19 protein-coding genes are annotated in these 23,624 nt (G+C 68.8%); 13 read left to right on the top strand and 6 right to left on the bottom strand.

Annotated elements, in window-relative coordinates; all coding sequences use genetic code 11:
- The first annotated feature begins 108 nt into the window (after positions 1-108).
- From OH146_RS07555 to OH146_RS07545, 3 genes are read left to right on the top strand one after another with little or no spacing between them, the layout of a single operon-like run.
- Entirely contained in the window at positions 109-2,145 is a 2,037-nt protein-coding gene (locus OH146_RS07555) for a bifunctional aldolase/short-chain dehydrogenase (RefSeq protein WP_265159069.1), read from the top strand.
- A complete protein-coding gene (locus tag OH146_RS07550) occupies positions 2,142-3,560 on the top strand; it encodes a rhamnulokinase (RefSeq protein WP_265159067.1) in 1,419 nt (472 codons plus the stop codon). Before OH146_RS07555 ends, OH146_RS07550 begins: the two co-directional genes overlap by 4 nt.
- A 7-nt stretch (positions 3,561-3,567) precedes the next feature.
- Positions 3,568-4,806 (top strand): alpha-hydroxy acid oxidase, encoded by a 1,239-nt coding sequence (locus tag OH146_RS07545; protein ID WP_265159065.1) that lies wholly within the window; start codon positions 3,568-3,570, stop codon positions 4,804-4,806.
- A 16-nt stretch (positions 4,807-4,822) separates the two neighbouring features.
- Here OH146_RS07545 and OH146_RS07540 read toward each other — a convergent pair whose 3' ends face one another.
- Complete coding sequence (locus OH146_RS07540; RefSeq protein ID WP_265159063.1) at positions 4,823-5,701, bottom strand: alpha/beta hydrolase; 879 nt, start codon at positions 5,699-5,701, stop codon at positions 4,823-4,825.
- An 87-nt stretch (positions 5,702-5,788) separates the two neighbouring features.
- Between OH146_RS07540 and OH146_RS07535 the strand changes: the two genes are divergently transcribed.
- Positions 5,789-6,433 (top strand): TetR/AcrR family transcriptional regulator, encoded by a 645-nt coding sequence (locus OH146_RS07535; protein WP_265159061.1) that lies wholly within the window; start codon positions 5,789-5,791, stop codon positions 6,431-6,433.
- 239 nt (positions 6,434-6,672) lie between these two features.
- Here OH146_RS07535 and OH146_RS07530 read toward each other — a convergent pair whose 3' ends face one another.
- A complete protein-coding gene (locus OH146_RS07530; protein WP_265159059.1) occupies positions 6,673-8,730 on the bottom strand; it encodes an MMPL family transporter in 2,058 nt (685 codons plus the stop codon).
- 77 nt (positions 8,731-8,807) lie between these two features.
- Here OH146_RS07530 and OH146_RS07525 point away from each other — a divergent pair, with 77 nt between their 5' ends.
- Positions 8,808-9,290 (top strand): MarR family winged helix-turn-helix transcriptional regulator, encoded by a 483-nt coding sequence (locus OH146_RS07525; RefSeq protein ID WP_265159056.1) that lies wholly within the window; start codon positions 8,808-8,810, stop codon positions 9,288-9,290.
- An 8-nt stretch (positions 9,291-9,298) separates the two neighbouring features.
- Here OH146_RS07525 and idi read toward each other — a convergent pair whose 3' ends face one another.
- Positions 9,299-9,823, bottom strand: coding sequence for an isopentenyl-diphosphate Delta-isomerase (gene idi, locus OH146_RS07520; protein WP_265159054.1), 525 nt, complete (start codon positions 9,821-9,823; stop codon positions 9,299-9,301).
- Here idi and OH146_RS07515 point away from each other — a divergent pair.
- From OH146_RS07515 to OH146_RS07490, 6 genes are read left to right on the top strand one after another with little or no spacing between them, the layout of a single operon-like run.
- A complete protein-coding gene (locus OH146_RS07515; RefSeq protein ID WP_265159053.1) occupies positions 9,822-10,910 on the top strand; it encodes a polyprenyl synthetase family protein in 1,089 nt (362 codons plus the stop codon). The two genes, idi and OH146_RS07515, sit on opposite strands and share 2 nt — an antisense overlap.
- Complete coding sequence (locus OH146_RS07510) at positions 10,907-11,788, top strand: phytoene/squalene synthase family protein (RefSeq protein ID WP_265159052.1); 882 nt, start codon at positions 10,907-10,909, stop codon at positions 11,786-11,788. Before OH146_RS07515 ends, OH146_RS07510 begins: the two co-directional genes overlap by 4 nt.
- On the top strand, positions 11,785-13,383 hold the full coding sequence (gene crtI / locus OH146_RS07505) for a phytoene desaturase family protein (RefSeq protein ID WP_265159051.1): 1,599 nt from the start codon (positions 11,785-11,787) through the stop codon (positions 13,381-13,383). The genes OH146_RS07510 and crtI overlap by 4 nt, the downstream gene beginning before the upstream one ends.
- Complete coding sequence (locus tag OH146_RS07500; RefSeq protein ID WP_265160698.1) at positions 13,383-13,745, top strand: lycopene cyclase domain-containing protein; 363 nt, start codon at positions 13,383-13,385, stop codon at positions 13,743-13,745. Before crtI ends, OH146_RS07500 begins: the two co-directional genes overlap by 1 nt.
- Positions 13,742-14,053 (top strand): lycopene cyclase domain-containing protein, encoded by a 312-nt coding sequence (locus OH146_RS07495; protein WP_265159049.1) that lies wholly within the window; start codon positions 13,742-13,744, stop codon positions 14,051-14,053. The genes OH146_RS07500 and OH146_RS07495 overlap by 4 nt, the downstream gene beginning before the upstream one ends.
- Entirely contained in the window at positions 14,050-14,916 is an 867-nt protein-coding gene (locus OH146_RS07490; RefSeq protein ID WP_265159047.1) for a prenyltransferase, read from the top strand. Before OH146_RS07495 ends, OH146_RS07490 begins: the two co-directional genes overlap by 4 nt.
- Positions 14,917-14,936: 20 nt before the next feature.
- On the opposite strand, the gene OH146_RS07485 is transcribed toward OH146_RS07490, so the two are convergent.
- The 3 genes from OH146_RS07485 to OH146_RS07475 all read right to left on the bottom strand — a co-directional run bounded on the left by OH146_RS07485 (position 14,937) and on the right by OH146_RS07475 (position 17,955).
- Entirely contained in the window at positions 14,937-15,353 is a 417-nt protein-coding gene (locus OH146_RS07485; protein ID WP_265159045.1) for a MarR family winged helix-turn-helix transcriptional regulator, read from the bottom strand.
- Positions 15,354-15,527: 174 nt separating this feature from the next.
- Positions 15,528-16,322: an isocitrate lyase/PEP mutase family protein gene (locus OH146_RS07480; RefSeq protein ID WP_265159043.1), complete on the bottom strand. Its 795-nt coding sequence runs from the start codon at positions 16,320-16,322 to the stop codon at positions 15,528-15,530.
- Positions 16,323-16,512: 190 nt separating this feature from the next.
- Positions 16,513-17,955, bottom strand: a complete 1,443-nt coding sequence (locus OH146_RS07475) for an MFS transporter (protein WP_265159041.1) — start codon at positions 17,953-17,955, stop codon at positions 16,513-16,515.
- Positions 17,956-18,208: 253 nt separating this feature from the next.
- Here OH146_RS07475 and OH146_RS07470 point away from each other — a divergent pair, with 253 nt between their 5' ends.
- Positions 18,209-20,161 carry a purple acid phosphatase family protein gene (locus OH146_RS07470; protein ID WP_265159039.1) on the top strand — a complete coding sequence of 651 codons (1,953 nt, stop codon included), beginning with the start codon at positions 18,209-18,211 and terminating at the stop codon, positions 20,159-20,161.
- Between the two features lie 41 nt (positions 20,162-20,202).
- The gene (locus tag OH146_RS07465) at positions 20,203-23,454 is read left to right on the top strand and encodes a metallophosphoesterase (RefSeq protein ID WP_265159037.1); all 3,252 of its coding nucleotides are present in this window, start codon (positions 20,203-20,205) and stop codon (positions 23,452-23,454) included.
- The last annotated feature ends 170 nt before the right edge of the window (positions 23,455-23,624 follow it).

Raw genomic sequence — 23,624 nt, 5'->3', positions numbered from 1 at the left:
CCGCCGAGTTGCCTGCTTTGCACCCTTCCGGGCCTCCGGAAGCAGCAGAAGTGGGCAATTCGACCCAAGATACGAGACCACACGAAAGACTTCACGAGAGACGAAGAGATGACGAACCCCACCGCACGTGAACTCATCGAGCGCAGCAATCGCCTCGGCAGCGACCCCCGCGTCACCAACTACGCGGGTGGCAACACCTCTGCCAAGGGCACCGAGACCGACCCGGTCACGGGTGAGCCCGTCGAACTCCTCTGGGTCAAGGGCTCGGGCGGCGACCTCGGCACGCTCAAGGAGGCCGGCCTCGCGGTGCTCCGCCTCGACCGCCTGCGCGCGCTCTCGAACGTGTACCCCGGCGTCGACCGTGAGGACGAGATGGTCGCCGCATTCGACTACACGCTCCACGGCAAGGGCGGCGCCGCTCCCAGCATCGACACCGCCATGCACGGGTTGGTCGACGCTGCGCACGTCGACCACCTGCACCCCGACTCGGGCATCGCGTTCGCAACATCCGCTGACGGTGAGGCGCTGACGGCGAAGGCCTTCGGCGACAAGGTCGTGTGGGTGCCGTGGCGTCGCCCGGGCTGGCAGCTCGGCGAGGACATCGCCGCGATCAAGGCTCAGAATCCGCAGGCGGTCGGCTGCATCCTCGGCGGCCACGGCATCACGGCGTGGGGCGACACGAGCGATGAAGCCGAGGCCAACTCGATGTGGATCATCGACACCGCCGAGAAGTTCATCGCCGAGAACGGGCGCGAGAAGCCCTTCGGAGATGTGCTGCCCGGCTACGAGGCGCTTTCCGAGGCCGAGCGCCGGGCCAAGGCCGCAGCGCTGGCTGCGACCCTGCGCAAGATTGCGTCGACTGACCGGCCGCAGGTCGGCCACTTCACCGACGCATCCGTCGTCACCGACTTCCTCGCGTCGAGCGAGCACCCGCGTCTCGCCGCCCTCGGCACGAGCTGCCCCGACCACTTCTTGCGCACCAAGGTCAAGCCGCTCGTGCTCGATCTGCCGGCCGACGCATCCATCGAGGACTCGATCGCGCGGCTCACCGAGCTGCACGAGCAGTACCGCGCCGACTATGCGGCGTACTACGAGGCGCACGCAGATGACGCGAGCCCGGCAATGCGCGGCGCCGACCCCGCCATCATCCTCATCCCCGGCGTGGGCATGTTCAGCTACGGCGCCAACAAGCAGACAGCACGCGTTGCCGGCGAGTTCTACATCAACGCCATCAACGTCATGCGGGGGGCCGAGGCCATCTCGACCTACACGCCCATCAGCGACGCCGAGAAGTTCCGCATCGAATACTGGGCGCTCGAAGAGGCCAAGCTGCAGCGGATGCCCAAGCCCAAGCCGCTCGCGACCCGCATCGCCCTCGTGACGGGCGCCGCCTCCGGCATCGGCAAGGCCATTGCGACCCGTCTCGCAGAGGAGGGTGCCTGCGTTGTCATCGCCGACCTCGACCTTGAGAAGGCGCAGGCGGCCGCGGCCGAGCTGGGCACGACGGATGTCGCGATCGGCATCAAGGCCGACGTCACCGACGAGCAGGCGGTGCAGCAGGCGATCGACGCGACCGTGCTCGCCTTCGGTGGCCTCGACATCGTCATCAACAACGCGGGGCTCTCGCTCAGCAAGTCGCTGCTCGACACGACCGTCGCAGACTGGGATTTGCAGCACAACGTCATGGCGAAGGGCTCGTTCCTCGTCTCGCGCGCTGCGGCCAAGGTGCTGATCGAGCAGGAGCTCGGCGGCGACGTCGTCTACATCTCCTCCAAGAACTCGATCTTCGCGGGCCCGAACAACATCGCGTACTCCGCGACGAAGGCCGACCAGGCCCACCAGGTGCGGCTGCTCGCGGCCGAGCTCGGGGAGCACGGAGTCAAGGTCAACGGCATCAACCCTGACGGTGTTGTGCGCGGCTCGGGCATCTTTGCGGGCGGCTGGGGTGCCAAGCGCGCGGCCGTCTACGGCGTGCCCGAGGAGGAGCTGGGCAAGTACTACGCGCAGCGCACTCTCCTCAAGCGCGAGGTGCTCCCCGAGAACGTCGCCAACGCGGTCTTCGTGCTGTGCAGCAGCGACCTGAGCCACACGACCGGCCTGCACATCCCGGTCGACGCGGGCGTCGCCGCGGCATTCCTGCGATGAGCACCGACGCGGTCGCCGCGGTCGATCTCGGCGCTACGAGCGGCCGGGTCATGCTCGGCTATGTGGGGCACAACGAGATCCGCCTGCGGCCCGTCGCCCGGTTCCCCAACACCCCAGTGCGCACGATCGACGGGTTGCACTGGAACATTCTCGAGCTCTACCGCAGCATCCTCGCCGGCCTCGGCTCGGCGGCGCGCGACGAGCCCGGCCTGCGCAGCATTGGTGTCGACTCCTGGGCCGTCGACTACGCCCTGATCCGCGGCGGGCGGATGCTCGGTACCCCGTATCACTACCGTGACGAGCGCACGGCGGCCGGGGTCGAGGCCGTGCACGCCCTCGTCGGCGCGGAGGAGCTGTACTCAGCGAACGGCCTGCAGCATCTGCCGTTCAACACGCTGTTCCAGCTGGCGGCGGACGCGGCATCCGGCGACCTGGAGCTGGCCGAGCGGATGCTGCTGATCCCCGACCTCGTGGGTTACTGGCTCACCGGCCGCGCGGTCGCGGAGCGCACCAATGCGTCCACGACGGGGCTGCTCAACCCGAGCACCCGCGAGTGGGACGACGAGCTCATTGCCCGCCTGGGCCTGCCCCGCGGCATCCTGCCCGAGCTCGTCTCGCCGGGCGACACGGTGGGGCCGCTGCTGCCCGCCGTTGCCGCAGAGACCGGTCTCGGGGCAGTCCCTGTCACTGCGATCGGCTCACACGACACCGCCTCGGCGGTCGTCGCGGTGCCCGCGCGGGGCGAGGACTTCGCCTACATCTCGTGCGGAACCTGGGGCCTCGTCGGGGTCGAGCTCGAGCATCCGGTCATCAGCGAGGCCGGCCGCGCCGCCAACTTCACCAACGAGGGCGGCGTCGACGGGCGGGTCCGCTACCTGCACAACGTTATGGGTCTCTGGCTGCTGAGCGAGTCGGTGCGCACGTGGGAACGCTCGGGCGAGACCATCGAGCTGCCGGCGCTGCTCGCGGCCGCGGCATCCGTCACGACGCCTGTTGCGGTCTTCGACGCCAACGACCCCCGGTTCCTCACCCCCGGAGACATGCCCGCGCGCATCGCGGAGTTCTGCGTCGAGCACGGCCTGCCCGTGCCCTCCAGCAGGGCCGAGTTCGTGCGCAGCATCGTCGAGAGCCTTGCGGATGCTTTCGCTCACGCCGTGCGCACGGCCGCCGCGCTCTCGGGTAAGACCGTCTCGGTCATCCACATTGTCGGCGGGGGTGCGCTCAACGAGCTGCTCTGCCAACTCACCGCCGACCGCAGCGGACTGCCCGTGCTCGCCGGACCCGTCGAGGCGACCGCGATCGGCAACATCCTCGTGCAGGCGCGTGCCCAGGGGCTCGCCTCAGGCAGCCTCGAGTCGCTGCGCGCTATTGTCTCCTCCGCCTTCTCCCCCGTTCTCTACACTCCCGCTCGTTAGGTACACCATGGTGCAGCGCCAATTCCCCAATCCCCGCGACCTCATGCAACTCATGAAGTTCAAGCAGCCGGACCTCAACGCCAAGCGGCGCCGGTTGGCCGCGGCCCACACGATCCATGACCTGCGCCTTATTGCGAAGCGCCGCACGCCCAAGGCCCCCTTTGACTACACGGAGGGCGCAGCTGAGGAGGAGATCTCGATACAGCGGGCGCGCCAGGCGTTCCAGGACATCGAGTTCCATCCCGGCATCCTGCGCAACGTGCCGGAGGTCGACACGAGCTGCGAGGTGCTCGGCGGGCCCAGCGCCTTGCCCTTCGGCATCGCGCCCACCGGATTCACACGTCTCATGCACAGCGAGGGAGAGACGGCAGGCGCGGGCGCTGCGGGCGCCGCGGGCATCCCCTTCACGCTGTCAACCCTCGGCACCACCTCGATCGAGGGCGTCAAGGCGGCGAACCCGCATGGCCGCAACTGGTTCCAGCTCTACGTCATGCGGGAGCGCGAGATCTCCTACGAACTCGTGCGCCGCGCCGCAGCGGAGGGCTTCGACACGCTCTTCTTCACGGTCGACACCCCCGTCGCAGGCGCTCGCCTGCGCGACAAGCGCAACGGCTTCTCGATTCCGCCGGCGCTCACCCTCGGCACGATCGTGAACGCGATCCCGCGGCCGGAGTGGTGGATCAACTTCCTCACCACGGCCCCGCTCGAGTTCGCTTCCCTCACCTCGACGGGCGGCACGGTGGGCGAGCTGCTCGACAGCGCCATGGACCCCACCATCTCGCTCGAGGACCTCGACATCATCCGCAGCATGTGGCCGGGCAAGCTCGTCGTCAAGGGTGTGCAGACGGTGGCGGATGCTCGGCTCATGGCCGATCAGGGCGTCGACGGCATCGTGCTCTCCAACCACGGCGGACGCCAGCTCGACCGCGCGCCCATCCCGTTCCACCTGCTTCCCGACGTCGTGCGCGAGGTCGGCACCGACCTCGAGGTGCACGTGGACACCGGCATCATGTCGGGCGCCGACATCGTGGCATCCGTCGCCCTTGGGGCCAAGTTCACGCTCATCGGGCGTGCGTACCTCTACGGACTCATGGCGGGTGGCCGCGCGGGCGTCGACCGCGCGATCCAGATCCTGTCGGAGCAGGTCGTGCGCACCATGAAGCTGCTCGAGGTGTCAACGCTGGATGAGCTCACGCCGGCCCACGTGACGCAGCTGCAGCGACTCGCGCCGCGCGCCCGCCCGTAGGTTGAGTAGCGAGGTCTCAGAGCGCCCAGAACTGGTCGTCGCGGGTGGCGGGAGCCGCGGCATCCGCCCCCTCCACGAAGCTCAGCACCGCGTCGAGCGTGACGTCGGCCGAGAGGATGCGGCGGTGCCCGAGCCCCTCCGTCAGCAGGAGTGTCGAGCGCTCGCCGTGGGCGGCGTGTAGCTGCTCGGACTGTTCCACCTCGATCACCGTGTCGCCGCGGTCGTGCACGAGCAGCAGCGGCACCTGCTCGGGCAGCGGGTTGAGCAGGCCCGAGTAGCGGTCGACGATGCCCGGATGCTCGGGGAACACGCGCCGCTCGAAGCGCACGCGCAACGCCGCCTGGGTCTCGGGTGTGAGCCGCAGCATCCGCCCGAACTGGTGGAGCAGGTGCAGGGGCTCCGCGACGCCCGCGATGCCGACGACCCGCCGCGCGTCGGCGCCCTCGACGACGGATGCCACGGCCGAGAGCAGCCCGAAGGAGTGCGCGATGATCGCCTCGAAGCCGCCGTGCCGCCTCTCGAGTTCCCGGATCGCGAGGGTGTAGTCGAGCACGTCCGCGTAGCGGCCAGGGGAGTCGCCGTTGGCGGGTGCGTCGAAGGCGACGACGCTGTGGCCGGCGGCGCGTAGCTGGCGGATGAGAGCGGCGAACTGTGCCGCGCGTCCGCGCCAGCCGTGCACGAGCAGCACGGGTCGCGACCCATCGCCCCAGGCGTAGGTGATCACGCGCTTGCCACGGACTCGGATGCTGCCGCGACGGGCCGCATCGTGGGTGGCGCGTTCCTGGTCCCGCACGGGCAGCGGCGGGCCGACTCGGCGGAAGAGTGGCAGCGCGGCGCGCGCCGCAAGCTCCGGCGAGACGGCCTGGGCGGCGGCGAAGGCGGTGTGGATCAGCATGTGGTCTCCTCGGGGCTCCCTAAGAAAAGAATACGAACGACCGTACACATATAACAATACGCACGAGCGTACACGTAAACTGGCCGCGTGGAGAAGGTCGACGGTCGACGGGCGCGCGGCGATCAGTCGCGCCGCGCCGTGCTCGACCGCGCCATGCAGCTCGCCTCCACCGATGGGCTCGAAGGGCTCTCGATCGGGCGACTCGCGGGCGAGGTCGACGCGAGCAAGAGTGGTGTGGCCGCCCTGTTCGGCTCCAAGGAGCAGCTGCAGCTCGCCACCGTCGAGGCGGCGCGCACGTTATTCGTGGCGACCGTGATCGAACCCGTGCGTGAGCATCCGCGGGGCCTTCGGCGTGTGGTCGCCCTCGTGCGGGCGTGGCTCGACTACTCGGCGGGCCGGGTGTTCGAGGGCGGATGCTTCTTCCTCGCCGCCTCGGCCGAGCTCGATTCCCGTCCCGGCCCTGTGCGCGACGCGATCGCCCGCGCCATCGCAGATCGCGACTCCTACTTCGTTCGCACGATCAACCAGGCGATCGACGCCGGTGAGCTTCCGGGGTGCGACGACGCCGAACAGCTCGCGTTCGAGCTCACGTCCCTCGTCGAGACGGCCAACTCGCGCTCACTCATCTCGGGGTCGTCCGTGCCCTACGACCGGGCGGCGCGTGCCGCCGCGGCACGGCTGACGGCGTGCGGCGCAGATCCGCGAGTGCTGGCATCCGCCGGTCTGCGCTGACCGGGTCTGCGCTAACCGGGCCTGCGCTAACCGGGCCTGCGCTGACAGGCGCGCCGGCGCCGTAATCGTGTCGCATCGAGTGGACGAAAATTCGCGCTCCACCGTCATCTGGGCCCCGCTCGAAGACGAATATGTGTCCACTCAACGAAGCATTGACGAGAGTGCAGCGGGCGGCGGCGCGCAGTCGAGGCAGGCGCAGGCCGGTGCTGCCACCGAGCAGCGGCTGCGCGAAGCCGCACCTACGCGACGTGTCGCGCCTCCGCCGGCACGTGCGCCGCGACCCGCCCCTGTCGCGGCCACCAGAACCAGTCGCCCAGCATGAACGCGAACGCGGGCACGATCACGGTCCGCACGAGCAGCGTGTCGATCAGCACGCCGACGCACACGATGATGCCGATCTGCGTGAGCGTGATGAGGGGCAGCACGCCGAGCACCGCGAAGACAGCGGCGAGCAGGATGCCCGCACTCGTGATGACCCCGCCGGTCGCCGCCAGGGCGCGTACCATTCCTCGCCGCGTCCCCAGCGATGAGGCCTCCTCGCGAGCCCGGGTGACGAGGAAGATGTTGTAGTCGACCCCGAGCGCGACGAGGAAGAGGAAGCTGAAGAGCACGACCGAGTTGTCGAGCGCGGGGAAGTCGAACACCGTTTGGAACAGCAACCACGACGCCCCGAGGCTCGCGAAGAACGACGCGACGACGGTCAGCAGCAGGATGACGGGGGCGAGCAGCGAGCGCAGCAGCAGCACCAGAACGAGCAGCACGACACCGAGGATGAGCGGGATGACGAGCGCCTGGTCGCGTTCCTGCAGCTGTGCCGCGTCGAGGCTCTCGGCGTCGAGCCCACCCACGAGCGCCGACTCATCGAGTGTGGCGCGCAGCTCGGTGATGGTTGCGAACGACTCCTCCGTCTCTGCCGCCGAGGTGAGCGAGACGCTCAGTCGGGTGAGCCCGTCCGCCTCGCCCGTCTCGCGCACGCTCTCGACCCCGTTGACCTCGGATGCTTTGGCCGCGACCCGCTCCGCAGCATCCGTCTCGGCGATCACGATGGCGGGGGAGCCGCTGCCCGCGCTGAACGCTGAGGCGATCACCTCCTGCCCGACGACCGCCTCGGGGGTGGAGGTGAAGCGTTCCGTCTGGGCGAGGCCGACCTGCACCGACGGCACCGCGAGGGCGAGCCCGGCGAGCACCACGACGCCAATGACGGCGACGATAGCCGGATGCCGCGACACCCGCGTGCCGAGCCCATGCCAGAAGCCCCGCGCAAGCCGATCCTCGGAGTCGAAGCGCGGCACGTAGGGCCAGAACAGTCCGCGGCCGAAGAGCACGAGCGCGGCGGGCAGCACGAGCAGCGCGAAGATCATGGCGACGACGATGCCGGCCGCGCACGCGAGGCCGAGCGCGCGGTTGCCGCCGAGCGACGCGAAGAGGAGCGTCAGCAGGCTGAGCGCGACGGTGCCGCCCGAGGCGAGAATCGCGGGGCCGGCGCCCCGGAGGGCGACGCTCATGGCCTCGCGCCGGTCCTCGTGCAGCCGCAGCTCGTCGCGGTAGCGGGCGATCAGCAGGAGCGCGTAGTTGGTGCCGGCGCCGAAGACGAGCACCGAGAGGATGCCCGTGATGGAGGCATCCAGTTCGACCCCGACGAGCGTGGCGACGTGCCGGGCCACGACTCCCGCGACGGCGTCGGCGGTGCCGACCACCGCGAGCGGCACGAGCCACAGCCAGGGGCTGCGGTAGGTCACGATCAGGAGCAGCGCGACGACGATGACGGTCGTGAGCAGCAGGGTGAAGTTGGCGCCGTCGAAGACGCCCGCGAGGTCGACCGCGAAGCCCTCAGGCCCGGTCAGGAGGGCCGACAGTCCGGAGGGCAGGTCCTCGTTGATGAGTTCGCGCAGCTCGGCCGTGCGCTCCGCCCGCTCGTCGACGTCGTCGATCGCGTCGAGCGGCACGGGCAGGAGGGCGGCGGTGCCGTCGTCCGAGACGGTCGCGGGCGGGAGGAACTCGGCGTCGACGGATGCCGCGATCTGCTCGCCGCGCTCGGCGATGGCCGTGACATCCGCGTCGCTCAGCTCGCCGTCGCGCGTGAAGACGATGAGCGCGGTGCTGGTGTCGGCGTCGGGGAAGCGTTCCTGGAGGGCGGCGACCTTGGCGGATTCGGCCGACTCGGGCAGGCCGGTGCCGGGCGCGCCTTCCGAGCTCTCGGGGGCGAGGGCAAGGAGCGCGGCGCTCGCCGAGGCGGCAACGGCGAGCACGATCCACGAGCTGCGTGCGGCAGTGATGAAGTGCCTGAGGCGGCGCATCCGGGTTCCCCTCGAGAAGATTGCTAGATTATCTAATTACTAGACGGCGTAGCAAACGTAGCCCTAGAATGGGTGACATGCAAGCGGGAGAGGGAACTCGAATCGAGGTGCACGAGAGCACGAGACTCCTGCGCGAGTTCACTCAGCTCAGCGACGACTTCCAGGCGCACCTCGGCCGCGAACTCACCGTCAACTCCACCGACCTGCAGGCCATGCAGTACCTCATTCAGCGCGGTCCCATGAGCCCCACCGCCCTCGCCCGTGCCCTCGACATCAGCACGGCGGCGACGACCGTCGTTGTCGACCGCCTCGTGAAGGTCGGCCACGTCACGCGTGAGGCGCATCCGACCGACCGGCGCGCTGTCGTGGTGGTTCCCGCGCCGCAGTCGATCGCGAGCGCGATGGCCGCGCTCACGCCCATGGTGCGCAGCATCGACCGGGTGATCCAGAGCTTCAGTGAAGAGGAGCGTGACACCATCACCGAGTACCTTCGTCGGGTCGTCGACGTCTATCGCGAGAGCATCCCTGAAGATGTGCGTGTGGCTCGGGGCACCAGATGATGTCCTGTTCAGGCGCGGGCGAGCTGTTCCAGCTGCAGCACGAGCCAGGGGCTGAAGGCGAAGGGCGTGGCGCGCACGGCGTCCGCGAGGGCGTCGGGGCTCACCCAGGCGTACTCGGCAATCTCGTCGGGTGCCGGTTCGAACGCGCCCACGACCCGGGCGCGGTAGACGGGGCAGACCTCGTTCTCCACGATTCCGGATGCATCGACCGCCCGGTAGCGGAACTCCGGCAACACCACCTCGACATCCGCCACGGTCGCCCCGAGCTCACGACGCGCGCGCCGCACGAGCGCCTCCTCGGGGTGCTCGCCAGGCGCCGGATGCCCGCAGAAGCTGTTCGTCCACACGCCCGGCCAGGTCGCCTTGCCGAGCGCCCGGCGGGTCACGAGCACCTCTCCTGCGTCGTTGTAAAGGTGGCAGGAGAAGGCCAGGTGCAGGGGCGTGTCGCTCGTGTGCACGGTCGCCTTGTCGGCGGTGCCGACGGGAGTGCCGTCCTCCGAGAGGAGCACAACGAGCTCGGGGGTGGATTCCATGCTGCGTAGTCTGCCCCACCCCGATGAGCAGGCGCTCGGAGGCAGCGAACGCTACCGTGCGGTCGTGGCGGCGCTGGAGGAGTTCTTCGATGATTCGGGAGCGCGAGCATCCGCCTATGGCCCCGAGTATGTGGAGCTGTGGCGGGAGCTGCGGCGCAACACGACGGGCGGCAAGCTCTTCCGCCCGCGCATGGTCGTGGCGGCCTTCGACGGTCTCGACGGCACCCACGACGAACCCGCCCTGCCGTGGGTCGGCGCGGCCTTCGAGTTGCTGCACACGGCCCTGATCGTGCACGACGACGTGATCGACCGCGACTTCGTGCGGCGTGGCAAACCCAACATCTCGGGCACCTACCGCGACCGGGCACGCGGCGAGGGTGCATCCCAGCGCGACGCCGAGCACCGCGGCCTGAGCGCCGCGGTCGTCGCGGGCGACCTCGCCCTCTTCTACTCCTACCGGCTCATCGACCGCAGCGGTGTCGGCGAGGAGAATCGGCGACGGCTGCTCGAACTCATGGATGAAGCCCTCTTCGCGAGCGCGGCGGGCGAGCTCCTCGACCTCGACTACTCGGGCGCCATCCGCATCCCGACCGTCGACAACATCCTTTCGATGGCGCGCCTCAAGACGGCCGTCTACTCCTTCGAGGTGCCGCTCAAGGCGGGCGCCGTGCTGGCGGGGGCGTCGGATGCCGTGGTCGAGTCGATGGGCGACTTCGGCCGCGAGGTGGGCACCGCCTACCAGGTCGTCGACGACCTGCTCGGCGTCTTCGGCGACAGCGAGGAGACGGGCAAGTCGACCACGAGCGACCTGCGCGAGGGCAAGCGCACGGTGCTCGTGGCGCATGCGGCGGGGACGGGTCTGTGGGCCCAGCTCGCGCCGCTCTTCGGCTCCCCAGACCTCTCGGAGGCGGATGCGCAGACCCTGCGCGCGGGGCTCGAGCAGAGCGGCGCCCGCGACTACGCGGAGCAGCTGCTCGCCCAACACGTCGAGCGGGCCCGCGAGGTGCTCGCCCGCCCGCACATCCCCGAGTCGCTCCGGGAGCGCCTCATCCCCATCGTCGACCTCGTGCTCAGGAGGGGCCGTTGAGCGCCACCACTCTCCATCGCCTCGACCTCTACACGCGGGTGTGTGAGCGGGCCTCCGCGCTCGTGATCCGTGAGTACTCCACCTCCTTCGGCGCCGCATCGCGCCTGCTCGAGCCTCGGGTGCGTCGGCATGTGGCAAACATCTACGCCCTCGTGCGGGTCGCGGACGAGGTCGTCGACGGGGCCTCCGACGAGGCCGGGATGTCGCGGGCGGAGGCTGCGCGCGCCCTCGACGAGCTCGAGGCGCAGACCGACCTGGCCCTCGAGCGCGGGTACTGCACCAACCCGATCGTGCACGCCTTCGCGCGCAGCGCCCGCGAGGTGGGCTTCGGCCGCGAGCTCACCGAGCCCTTCTTCGCGTCGATGCGCGCCGACCTCGAGCAGGCGGAGCACGACCCCGAGAGCTTCACCCGTTACGTCTACGGTTCGGCCGAGGTCATCGGGCTCATGTGCCTGCAGGCCTTCCTGCTCGGTCACTCGCGTTCCGAGCCGCAGCTGCTCGAACTGCGGGCGGGGGCACGAGCGCTCGGCGCCGCCTTCCAGAAGGTCAACTTCCTCCGCGACCTCGCCGACGACTACGAGGCGCTCGGTCGCAGCTACTTCCCCCAGGTGCATGTCGCGAGCTTCAGTGAGGCGGACAAGGCGCGCATCCTCGACGACATCGACTCCGACCTGCGGGTCTCGCGGGCGGCCCTGCCCCTCCTCCCGCCCGGGAGCCGCAGGGCCGTGTGCCTCGCCCACTCGCTCTTTGCCGAGCTGGCCCGGCGTCTGCGGGGGACGCCCGCCCGTGACATCCTCGCCGCTCGGTTGAGCGTGCCGACGCCCGTCAAGGCGCGTCTGGCCCTCGAGGCGGCAGCGGGACGGATGCCTCGCGCATGAGTGCCCCGAACCCCCAGACCGTCGTCGTGGTCGGCGGCGGCATCACGGGCCTGGCGACGGCAGGGCTCCTCGCCCGCGAGGGCCACGTGGTGACGCTGCTCGAGAAGCAGCCGAAGGTCGGCGGGCGGGCCGGCCTGCTCGAGGTCGAGGGTTTCCGCTTTGACACGGGCCCGTCGTGGTACCTCATGCCCGAGGTGTTCGACCACTTCTTCCGCCTCATGGGCACCTCGGCCGCGGAACAGCTTGAACTCGTCAAGCTCGACCCCGGCTACCGGGTCTTCTTCGAGGGCTCGCCCGAGCCGATCGCGATCACCTCCGAGCGCGAGGCCAACATCGAACTCTTCGAGTCGATCGAGCCGGGCGCGGGCCGGCGTCTCTCGCGCTACCTCGACTCCGCCGCCGACACCTACGAGATGGCGAAGCGGCGCTTCCTCTACTCGACCTTCGAGTCGTTCCGGCCCCTGCTGGCGCGCGACGTGCTCGGGCGGCTGCCTCGGCTCGCGCGGCTGCTGCTTCGCTCACTCGACCGGCACGCGGCATCCGTCACCCGCGACCCGCGCCTGCAGCAGATCCTCGGGTACCCGGCCGTGTTCCTCGGCTCCTCGCCCTTCGAGACGCCCAGCATGTACCACCTCATGAGCCATCTCGACATGACCGACGGGGTCTACTACCCGAAGGGTGGCTTCACGCGGGTCATCGACCGCATCGCGGCGCTCGCCTCCGAGGCGGGGGTCGACATCCGCACGTCGTCGCCCGTCGCGCGCATCCTCGTGAGCGACGGCGTCGCGACGGGCGTCGAGCTCGCGGACGGCACGATCATCGAGGCTGATCTCGTGGTCTCGACCGCCGACCTGCACCACTCGGAGACGCAGCTGCTGGAGCGGGAGCACCAGACCTACCCCGCCGAGTACTGGCAGAAGCGCGTCGCGGGGCCGGGCGCCATGCTCCTCTACCTCGGCGTCGAGGGCGAGCTGCCCCAGCTCGACCACCATACGCTGCTCTTCGCGCGCGACTGGCGGGCGAACTTCGACGCGATCTTCGGGAAGTCGCCGAGCATCCCGTCCGTGCCGAGCCTCTACATCTGCAAGCCCTCGGGCGTGGACCCGGATGTCGCGCCCGCCGGCCACTCGAACGTGTTCGTGCTCGTGCCGATCCCCGCCGACCCGTCCCTCACGCAGCTCGACGAGCTCGCCGATCGCGTGATCGAGCAGATCGCCGAGTGGACGGGCATTCCCGACCTTGCGGGGCGGACCGTCGTGCGCCGCATGGTCGGCCCCGCCGACTTCGCGGCCGACCTCAACGTGTGGAAGGGGTCCGCGCTGGGGCCCGCCCACACTCTGAAGCAGAGTGCCTTCTTCCGCGGGGCGAATGTGAGCAAGCACGTGTCGGGGCTCCTCTACGCCGGCAGTTCGAGCATCCCCGGCATCGGCCTGCCCATGTGTCTCATCAGCGCCGAGCTTGTGCTCAAGCGGCTGCGCGGCGACACCTCGACGGAGGCGCTGCCCGAACCCCTGCCGGAGCCCGCGACCTCGTTCGTGGATCCCACCGACACTGGGCAGGGAGCCGGGTCCTCCGAGTCTCCCGGGGGGCCGTGATGCACCTCGCCTACCTCGCAGCACTTCTCATCTCGCTCTTCTGCATGACGCTCCTCGACCGACGCTTCACGCTCTTCTTCTGGAGGGATGCCCGCCGCGCCGCCCTCGTCATGACGCTCGGCCTCGTGTTCTTCCTCGCGTGGGATGCGGGCGGCATCGGGCTCGACATCTTCCACCGCGGCGGCAGCCCGTGGATGACGGGAATCGAGCTTGCGCCGGAACTGCCGCTCGAGGAGGTCTTCTTCCTCGCTCTGCTCTGTTACGTGACGATGGTCGCCTACGGGGGTTTCGATACGCTCCTCCGTCGCTACTCAACCCGCAACAGCACCGCCGTATCAAAATCCAGGGACGGCGACGCATGACATATTGGGCGCTCAACGCGGTGTTCCTCGCGATCGTCGTGCTCGTGGCATCCGCCGCTCTCGTTTCCCGTCGCTCGCCGCGGTGGGGCGCCGTTGCTCTCGCCGGTGTCGCGGTCCTCCTGCTCACGGCCGTATTCGACAACGTCATGATCGCTGCCGACCTCTTCACCTACAACCCCGAGCGCATCTCGGGCGCCTTCCTCGGCGTGGCACCGCTTGAGGACTTCGCCTATGCGATCGCGGCCGTCGTGCTGCTGCCGAGCCTCTGGCACCTGTTGCCGCCGACCTCCCGGAGGGAGTCGCGATGAGCGCTTTCCGCACGATCGTGCTCTCGTCGCGACCGCTGAGCTGGATCAACACGGCCTTCCCCTTCGCGGCCGCCTACCTGTTGACGACGCGCGAGATCGACGCCGTGCTCATCGTCGGCACCCTGTACTTCCTCGTGCCCTACAACCTCGCCATGTATGGCATCAACGACGTCTTCGACTACGAGTCCGACCTCGCCAACCCCCGCAAGGGTGGCGTGGAGGGCGCCCTGCTCGACCCGCGGCTGCACGCACCCACCCTGTGGGCGGCGGCCCTCAGCAACATCCCCTTCCTCGTGTTCCTGGTCGCGGTCGGCGGCCCCCTCTCGTGGCTTGTGCTCGCCGTCAGTGTTTTCGCCGTCATCGCGTACTCGGCCAAGGGGCTCCGCTTCAAGGAGCGCCCCGTGCTCGACTCCCTCACCTCCAGCACCCACTTCGTCTCGCCCGCGCTCTACGGGCTTGTGCTCGCGGGGGCCGAGTTCACGCCGGCCCTCTGGATGATCTTGGCCGCCTTCTTCCTCTGGGGGATGGCGAGTCACGCCTTCGGTGCAGTTCAGGATGTTGCGGCCGATGTGGAGGGAGGGATCTCGTCGATCGCGACCGTGGCCGGCGCCCGCTTCACGACGAGACTCGCCATCGGCCTCTACCTCGCTGCGGGCATCCTGCTGCTCTTCTCGGGCTGGCCGGCCGCGCTCGCCGCCGTGCTCGCGCTCCCTTACGTCTGGGCGTGCGCGCCCTTCTGGAACGTGACGGATGCCACTGCCGAGACCGCGAATCGCGGCTGGCGCAAGTTCCTCGCGCTCAACTTCGTGGCGGGGTTCCTCGTGACGATGCTGCTCATCCTCTGGTGGAACCTCTCAGCCTGAGGCACCGCGGCCGCCCAGGGTCAGCCGTCATACCCGAGGTTCTGCGCCATCCGCTCGAGCGACGTGAGGGTCGTGCGGTACTCGCTCTCGGTCAGCCCCTCGGCGACGGAGCCGCGCAACTCCTCGACGACCTCGCTCAGCTTGCCGAAGGCGGTCGTGCCACGCTCCGTGATCGTGTACTGCCCGTCGACGATGACGACCCAGCCGCTCTCGATGAGTTCGGCGAGGTGCTCGGCGGCGGTCTCAGCCCCGCCCGTCGCGAGGAACGGCCCGATCGCCTCGCTGAGCCGTTCCACGTCGGCGGGCGCCTGCGAGATCACGCTCAGCAGCTGCCACTGCGTTCGGGTGACGCCGTGTTCCTCGATGATGGTGGCGAAGCGCTCCTCGATGAGGCGGTCGACGAGCCTCAGCCAATATCCGATGGGTCTGTCAGCCATGCCCGACACCCTACGCAGGGCGGCAGCACGAGACAACGGATGCGCGCACCCCTGCGGTTATCGGCGCACTTTTCGTTCCACACACCGGCTGATGCCGGCCCCAGACGGCGCGCCGTGCACAAAGTGCATCAAAAACCGCACGCGGGCGGCCGCTCCGGCCCCGCGGCATCCTGCTCAGTATTCGAACGCGAGCTCGTCGGGGTAGGCGGCCAGGTCAACGAGGGCGGATGCCGCGGAGGCAAGGTGCGCGAGGGTGAGCCCCAGCGTTCCCGGGCCGAAGCTGACGCGGCTCACGCCCAACTGCGCGAGCGTCTTGAGGGGCACTCCGCCGGGCTTGCCGATGACCGAGATGGGACCGTTGATCTCGTCGAGTGCGCGCTTGATGGAGTCCTCGTCGTTCAGGCCGAGCATGAAGATGACGTCGGCACCGGAGTCCAGGTAGGTGTTGGCTCGCTGGATGGCCTCCTCCCAGTTGCCGCCCTTGGTTGCGAGCGTGTCGACGCGGGCGTTGATGACGATGGGGATGCCTGAGACGTTCGCGGCGGCGCGCGCGGCGGCGACCCGCTTGGCGGCGTCGCCGATTTCGAACTGGGGTGCCTTCGCCTCGCCGATGCTGTCTTCAATGTTGATGCCTGCGGCGCCAGCCTCGATGAGCCGCGCGACATTCTCCTCGACCCCCTTCGGAGTCTCGGAGTAGCCCTTCTCGAAGTCGACGGAGACGGGGAGTTCGGTCGCGGCGATGATCCGCGAGGCGGCCTCCACCGCCTGGTCGACCGTGAGTCCTTCCCCGTCGCGCACGCCGTGAGCGTAGGAGATCGAGTGGCTGGCGGTCGCGAGCGCCTTGACCCCTTCGACCTGGGCGACGATGCGCGCCGTGACGGCGTCCCACACGTTGGGAACGATGAGCGGGCTACCGGGCACATGGAGAGAACGCAGCAGCTCGGCCTTGACGAAGGTGGGGTTGGTCATGCCCTAAGAGTGCACCGGAGCCGAAGCATCCGCCACCCGCGGGCTTTCATCATTCAGGAACAGAACCTGGGGAGCCGCGGATGCTCGCCCCATGGGCATCAGCAGTGCGCAGCTGTCACACCCACCACCGCCATGTCCTGAATGGTGAGAGCCCGACGAGCGGCTATCAAAAGAGGGCGGATGCTGCGACTCAGGCCGCGCGCTCGTGCGCAGGCAGCCGCACGAAGAGCAGCATGACGAGCCCGATCAGGAGCACGAGGCCGATGCCGAGCACGCCGTAGACGATGCCGCCGAACCAGGCGAGGAAGAGCGACCACGCCAGCGGGGAGAGGAAGCTTGCGACACGCCCCGTCGTGGCGTAGAGGCCGAAGATCTCGCCCTGCATCCCGACGGGGGTGACGCGGGTGAGCACGCCGCGGCTGGCGGCCTGGGCCGGGCCGACGAAGGCGCACAGGATGAGGCCGCACACCCAGAAGACGATCGTGCCGAGGTCCCGCAGCAGGAACACGGCGACCGCCATCACGACGAGCCCGGCGAGGGTCGCGACGATGAGCCGCTTCGGGCCGATGAGATCGTCGATGCGGCCGGCGATGATGGTGGAGACCCCTGCGACGAGGTTCGCGGCGAGGCCGAAGATCATGACCTCCATCGTGCTGAAGCCGAAGCCTTGGGCGGCCAGGATGGCGCCGAACGCGAAGACGCCCGCGAGGCCGTCGCGATAGACGGCGGCGGAGACGAGGAACCAGAAGGTCGGGCGCTGCTCGCGGAAGAGCTTGGCGAGGTGCTTGGCGAGCACGACGTAGGAGGCGAAGAAGTTGACCTTGGGAGCCCCGGGATAGGCGGGGGATTCCGGCACGTTCCGGAACATGGGGATGGCGAAGACGATCGTCCACACCCCGCAGACAACGGCGACGAGCTTGAAGGCGAGAGCCTGGTCTGAGCCCATGCCAAAGATGAGCGGGATGCACAGCACGAGCGCGACGACACCGCCGATGTAGCCGAGGCCCCAGCCGAGGCCCGAGATGCGGCCCACGGTCGACGGGCTCGAGACCTCGACGAGCATTGCGTAGTAGCTGACGTTGCCGATCTCGCTCACGACGGCGCCGATTGCTACGGCGAGCGCGCCGAACCAGAAGTACTTGGGGTCGGCCTCGACGAAGAAGAGCGAGAACTGGATGAGTGCGATCGCGATGGTCGAGCCGACGAGCCACTTCTTCTTGTTCCCGCGCGCGTCGGCTTGCTGGCCGAGCACGGGCGCGAGCACGAGGATGAGGATTCCGGCGGCGAAGTTGGCCCAGCCCCACCATTCCGCGAGGTCGGTGAGGCCGCGGCAGTACTCGGTGCCGAGGTATTCGCTGCTCGCGCAGCTCATCCAGCTGCCGTCGGCGAGCTGACCGGATGCCGCGACATCCGCGTCAAGGAACTGTCGCGACGTCAGGTAGAGCGAGATCCAGACGAAGGTGAGGATGACCGTGTTGAAGGGCTGCATTGCCCAGTCCCACATCGCCCATGACCAGACGACCTTCTTGGAAGCCACGTCTCCGCTGGCGCCTCGCCCGAAGGGGCCGATCGCCTGCGTGCTGATGGTGGGCGGGGGTGTGGGCACGGCACCGGGCCCCGGCTTGTCGCTCATGCGCTCAGGCTAATCGCGGTCGGTTAACTTTCGGTGCGCCCCATGCGGGGGTGCCGAGGGGCGTCTCTCCGCTTGGGTGAACGGGGAATGAAGCATTCTCGAACTCGCCCTGTGGGGGGTGCCGCGTCGATAGCGTCAGCGTGGCTGCCCCGGCGGATATACCCGTCGGCCGTCGCCAGACCCGACCTTCCTTGCGCCAACCGCGGCTGCTCCCTGCCGCGGCGTGCGCCCTGCCCAGAAAGGTGCTGCCGCGATGACCCGCGACACCCACTCGTTCTTCTCCGCCGCGAGGTCTCGCGGCGGCCTGATCACGGCCGGATGCCTCGCTGCCGCGATCGGTCTCGTCTCCTTGGGTGGCGGCATCGCCGTCGCCGCTGATGGCGGCGGTCTCGCCCCGCCCGCGGTCGATCCCGCGACGGTCGCGGCCCCGACCGCTGTGCCCGACCGCGTGATCCTCACCCCCACGGAGACTCCCGAGACAAGTCAGCACGTGAACTGGCGCACCTCGACGGAGGTGACGACGCCGCGGGTGCAGTTCGCCCTGAGCGGCCCCTCTCCCGTCGACGCTGCTTCCGCCACGACCGTGGAGGCGAGCTCCACGACCGAGTTCTCGGCGGACCTGGGCTACGGGATCCGCCACCACTCGGCCACCATGACGGGTCTCGAACCCGACCAGACGTACCTCTACCGCGTGGGTGACGGCGAGACCTGGAGCGAGTGGCTTGAGTTCACGACGGCGACGGTGGGGGCATCCGAATTCAGCTTCCTCGTGCAGGGCGATGCCCAGAACGACAACAAGGCCTACACGTCGCGGGCTTTCCGGGCAGCCTTCGAGGCTCGCCCCTACGCCGAACTGGTCGTTCACGCCGGCGACCTGATCGACACCGAGACATCGGACGCCGAGTGGGGTGAGTGGCACGAGGCCGCAGCATTCGCGAACCAGTACATGAACGTTGTCGCGGCGACAGGCAACCACGAGTACTACCCGGGCCCCGAGCTCAGCGAGCACTGGGGTGCCCAGTTCGAGTATCCGAAGAACGGACCGGACGCGACACCCGAGATTCAGGCGGCCCTGAGTGAGACGGTCTACTACGTCGACTACCAGGGAGTGCGGTTCATCGCGTTGAACAGCACGCAGGGCTTCAGCGCCGCGCAGGGTGCTGCCCAGACGGAGTGGCTCGAGGCGGTGCTCGCCGAGAACCCGAACCAGTGGACCGTCGTCACCTTCCACCACCCGGTCTTCTCCGTCACGTCCGGCCGCGACAACGCCTCGCTTCGCGAGATGTGGCTTCCCCTCTTCGAGGAGTACGACGTCGACCTGGTCGTGCAGGGCCACGACCATGCTTACGGCCGTGGCAACCTGTTCGCCAATGAGCAGGACCTGCCCGCGGGCGCCGACGCTTCGACGAGTCACACGGGCCCCGTCTACCTCGTGAGCGTCGCCGGTCCGAAGATGTACGTGCCCGACCCGGCCGATAGCAACAACTGGGTGGCGAACGACGCGAACCTTCGCGTGACGGGTCGTGACGTGCAGCTCTTCCAGACGGTGGATGTCACGGCTGACCGCATGCACGTCGAGGCCCGCACTGTCGACGGCGCCGTCTTCGACTCGTTCACCATCTCCAAGGATGCCGAAGGCGAGAAGCTCGTCTATGACGACGCTGTGTGGGCGGGCGGTGGCGGCTCTACCCGCGACGGCGTGGAAGCCCCGTCAGCACCCGGTGGCGAGAACCCGGGTGGCGAGAACCCTGGCGGCGAGAACCCCGGCGGCGAGAACCCGGGTGGCGAGAACCCGGACGGCGAGACCGCGAGCGTGAAGGTCAGCGATGGGCAGCTCACTCCGGGCGAGGCGTTCACTGTGACGGCGGCAGGGTTCCAGCCCCGCGAGGAGGTGCGAATCGAGCTGCACTCGGACCCGGTTCTGCTCGCCACCGTCACTGCGGATGCGGACGGTGGCGTCTCGCAGCGCGTCACCGTGCCGCGCACTGCACCGGCCGCGGAACACACGATCGTGCTGATCGGCCAGACCTCGGGCATCCGTGCTGAAGTCGCCGTGCTCGTGGTGCAGCCCTCTGCAGCGGGCAGCCTCCAGGTCGCAGGCGCGAACGTCGGGTGGCTTGTCGGCTTGGGGATTCTCTTTCTCGGGGTCGGCGCAGTAGCCCTCCGCGTCGGGCTCCGCCGACCCGCCGCCGGTGGTGCCCGTTGACTCCCATCCCTCTCCTCGCGAACGAGAAAGGCCATCAGCCCATGACCAGCAAGTCCGCACGATGGGGCCGCACCCTTGCGGCAGCCGTCGCCGCATCGGTGTTGCTGACCGGTGGCGTGCTCACAGCGCCCCCGACCGCGGCGACGGCCGCGACCCTCAGCCCCGCCGAGCGCTACGCGCCAACGGTGGTCCCCGATCGCATCACGCTCACTCCCTCGGCGGATCCGACGACGGGCCAGGTCATCGCCTGGCGCACCTCCACTGAGGTGGCGCAGCCCGTCGTGGAATACCGCACCCTGACGCCCGCGCCGTACCCTTCGGGCGTGCGCCAGCAGCTCGCGCAATCGACCGTCGAGCAGGCGACTGACCTCGGCTACTCCCAGGCGGTGCACACGGCGGAGCTCAGTGGCCTCGCTCCGAACACCGCATACATGTACCGCGTGGGCGACGGCACCAACTTCAGCGAGTGGCAGGACTTCGAGACGAGCGCGGTGGAGGCGGAGAACTTCTCGTTCATCTTCCTCGGCGACATCCAGACCGACATCCTCGACCAGGGGTCGCGGGTCGTGCGCAACGCGTTCCGTGACCGCCCCAACGCCGACATCGTTCTCCAGATCGGTGACCTCGTCAACGATGCCCACTCCGACCAGCAGTGGGGCGAGCTGTATGAGGCCTTCTCCTACACCCTGGGCACGCAGCGTCTGCTCACGACGCCGGGCAACCACGAGTACGATGGCGGCCTCTCGGAGCAGTACCGCGCTCAGTTCACCTATCCGGCGAATGGGCCGACGGGCGAGGGCGAGGTCTACGACGAGCTCGAGGGCACGGTCTACTACACGGACCACCAGGGCGTGCGTTTCATCTCGCTCAACAGCAATGTGGTCGACACGGAGGGCCTCGCGGTCCAGACCGAGTGGCTCGAGGGCGTGCTCGCGGAGAACCCCCACCAGTGGACGGTCGTCTTCTTCCACCACCCCGTGTTCTCGCTCGACGAGGGGCGCAACAACCTGGGCATTCGCACCTCGTGGGGTCCGCTCCTCGAGGAGTACGACGTTGACCTCGTGCTCGCGGGTCACGACCACGCCTACGGTCGCGGCAACACCTATGCCGCCGAAGAGAACCTGCCCGAAGGAGCGGATGCCGAGCTCAGCCACACGGGCCCGGTCTACATCGGTTCGACGGCGAGCTCGAAGATGTATGAGGTTGGACCGCGGCTGTGGGAGGAGAACGGTGCACATCTGCGCCGGCTCGAGACGGGCAAGCAGTTCTATCAGCTCATCGACGTGACCTCCGGCACGCTTCGCTACGAATCGCGCACGGCAGACGGCGAGTTCTTCGATGGCTTCACGATCACGAAGTCCGAGGCAGGCAAGCTCGTGACCGACGGTGTCGACCCCCAGGTCATCGAGCCGAACGGTCCCGGCCCCTGCCTCGGATGTGAGGAGCCCGGTGGCCCCGGCGAGGAGATCGACCTCGACGCAGGTAGTGGCACGGGCGAGCTCGCCTACGCGCACGAGGCACGCCTCACCGCTGTCAACCGTTCGAATGCCGCCCTCCCCGCCGGCGTCGCCTACCACCAGACTCGCGACGTGCTCTACCTGGGCGACCAGAACGGCCGCACGATCTTCGAGCTGGACACCGAGGGTGACACGATCCTCCGCACGATCACGATGCCCGAGAACATCCGCGACATCGGCCTCGATGAGGAAGGCGAGCTGCTCTACGTGGGCCAGCAGAACCGCAACTGGTCGGTCGTCTCGATCGCCGACGAGAACTTCGGCGAGGTCGTGCGCGGCCCCTACCCGATCATCGAGTCGAACCGGTCGATCGACGTCGACCCGGTGCACGACTTCGCCTATGTGGCGGTTCCGTCACGGGGAGTGGAGGTGTTCCGCGCCTCGACGGGCGAGTCGCTCGGCGTGATCCGAGACACGGCAGACGCCTACTACGTCGCGGCGGACCCCGTGACAGGCCTCGTCGTGAGCACCAACTTCCACGATGTCGCCGGGGTGGTCAACATCCACGCCTTCGATGCGACAGACGGCTTTGCCCGTGTGTGGGCGAAGGCCACCCGCTCCAACCCCCGCCAGGTCGACATCGACTCCAGCAACGGCATGCTCTATGTCGGCTACACGGGCACGTCGGCGACGACGGGTGGCTTCTCGGTGCACGAGGTCGACACGGGCATGCTCATCGGGGACTTCCCCGGCTCGCAGTACGGCAAGGACGGCTACGGCATCACGATCGACGAGCAGGACGAGCGCGTCTTCGTGGCCAACCGCGACTTCCGGCTGAATCCGCCCGGTGAGGAGCTCGACCAGGTCGCCGTCACGGTGAGCAAGCGCGTCGACCCGGGCACGGGCGAAGGTCCTGGCGAAGGTCCCGGTGAGGGCGAGGATCCCGGGGGAGACCCGGAAGATCCGCCGACAGGGCTCGGCTACACGCCAACAGCGCTCACTGCGATCCCGGCGGCACCGACCGAGCTCTCCCCTGACATCCGCCCGGTGGGGAGCGTGGTCGACAGCCGCACCGGCTACCTCTATGTCGCCGATGAGATGCGGCCCGCCCGGGTGCATGTAATCGACCCGGCGAGTGACACGGCGGTGGCGGTGCTGTCGGCGCCGACAACCGACCCCGTCGAGGATGGCCTGCGTGACATCGCTTTGGATGAGTCTCGGAACGAGCTCTACGTCGCCTTCGGGTCGAACTGGGTCGTCATGGATGCCACGAGCGGTGCGCTCGTTCGCGGACCATACGCCTTCTCGGGTGGTGTGCGCGGCATGGACGTCGACTTCGAGGGGAGGCGCGTCTTCGGAGCGCTTCGCGGCACCGGATTCGACGTGGCGGATGCCGATACCGGCGCGCTCGTGCAGACGGTCACGACGGATGCTGTCGCCTGGCGCAGTCACGGCGTCGCCTACGACCCGGTCAACGACCTCATCTATGTGAGCAACTCTGATACCGCGGGCTCGACCGAGGGCATCCGGGTCTTCAGTGGCGCTGACTACTCCCTCCTCAGTTCGCTCGCGGTGGAGGCGGCCGATTTCCGGTCGATCGCCGTCGACCCTGTCGCGCAGCGCGTCTATGTCGGTCACCAGAGCGACATCTACGACGACAGTGGCATCAGTGTCTATGCGGCGGCAGACCTGTCGCTCATCCAGCGGCTCTCCGCCTACGCCTACGGCAACAAGGTGTACGGGGTGTCGGTGGATTCGGCCCGCGGCGTCGTCTATGTCTCCGCACGAGAGCGGTACCCGAGCGGGATCATCGCGGTAGCTCGCGACAGGGAGTAAACCCTTCGCTGGGGGCCGGGCGGGATGAGAGTCCTTCCCGGCCCTTTCTCGTTCCCCGCGACTGTTGCTTCAGGGAGCTGAGCCAGCTCGGCTCAACTTTGCCGTGACGGACTTGACACGCTACGGCTCAGGTCTAAAATTGAGTTTGCTCGACTCAACTATCGAGCCCG

Origin of the sequence: Homoserinimonas sedimenticola (assembly GCF_026094475.1) — a bacterium.
GTDB lineage: Bacteria > Actinomycetota > Actinomycetes > Actinomycetales > Microbacteriaceae > Homoserinimonas > Homoserinimonas sedimenticola.
Note: the sequence above shows the minus strand (reverse complement) of the source record. Positions and strands in the feature narration are given on the sequence as shown.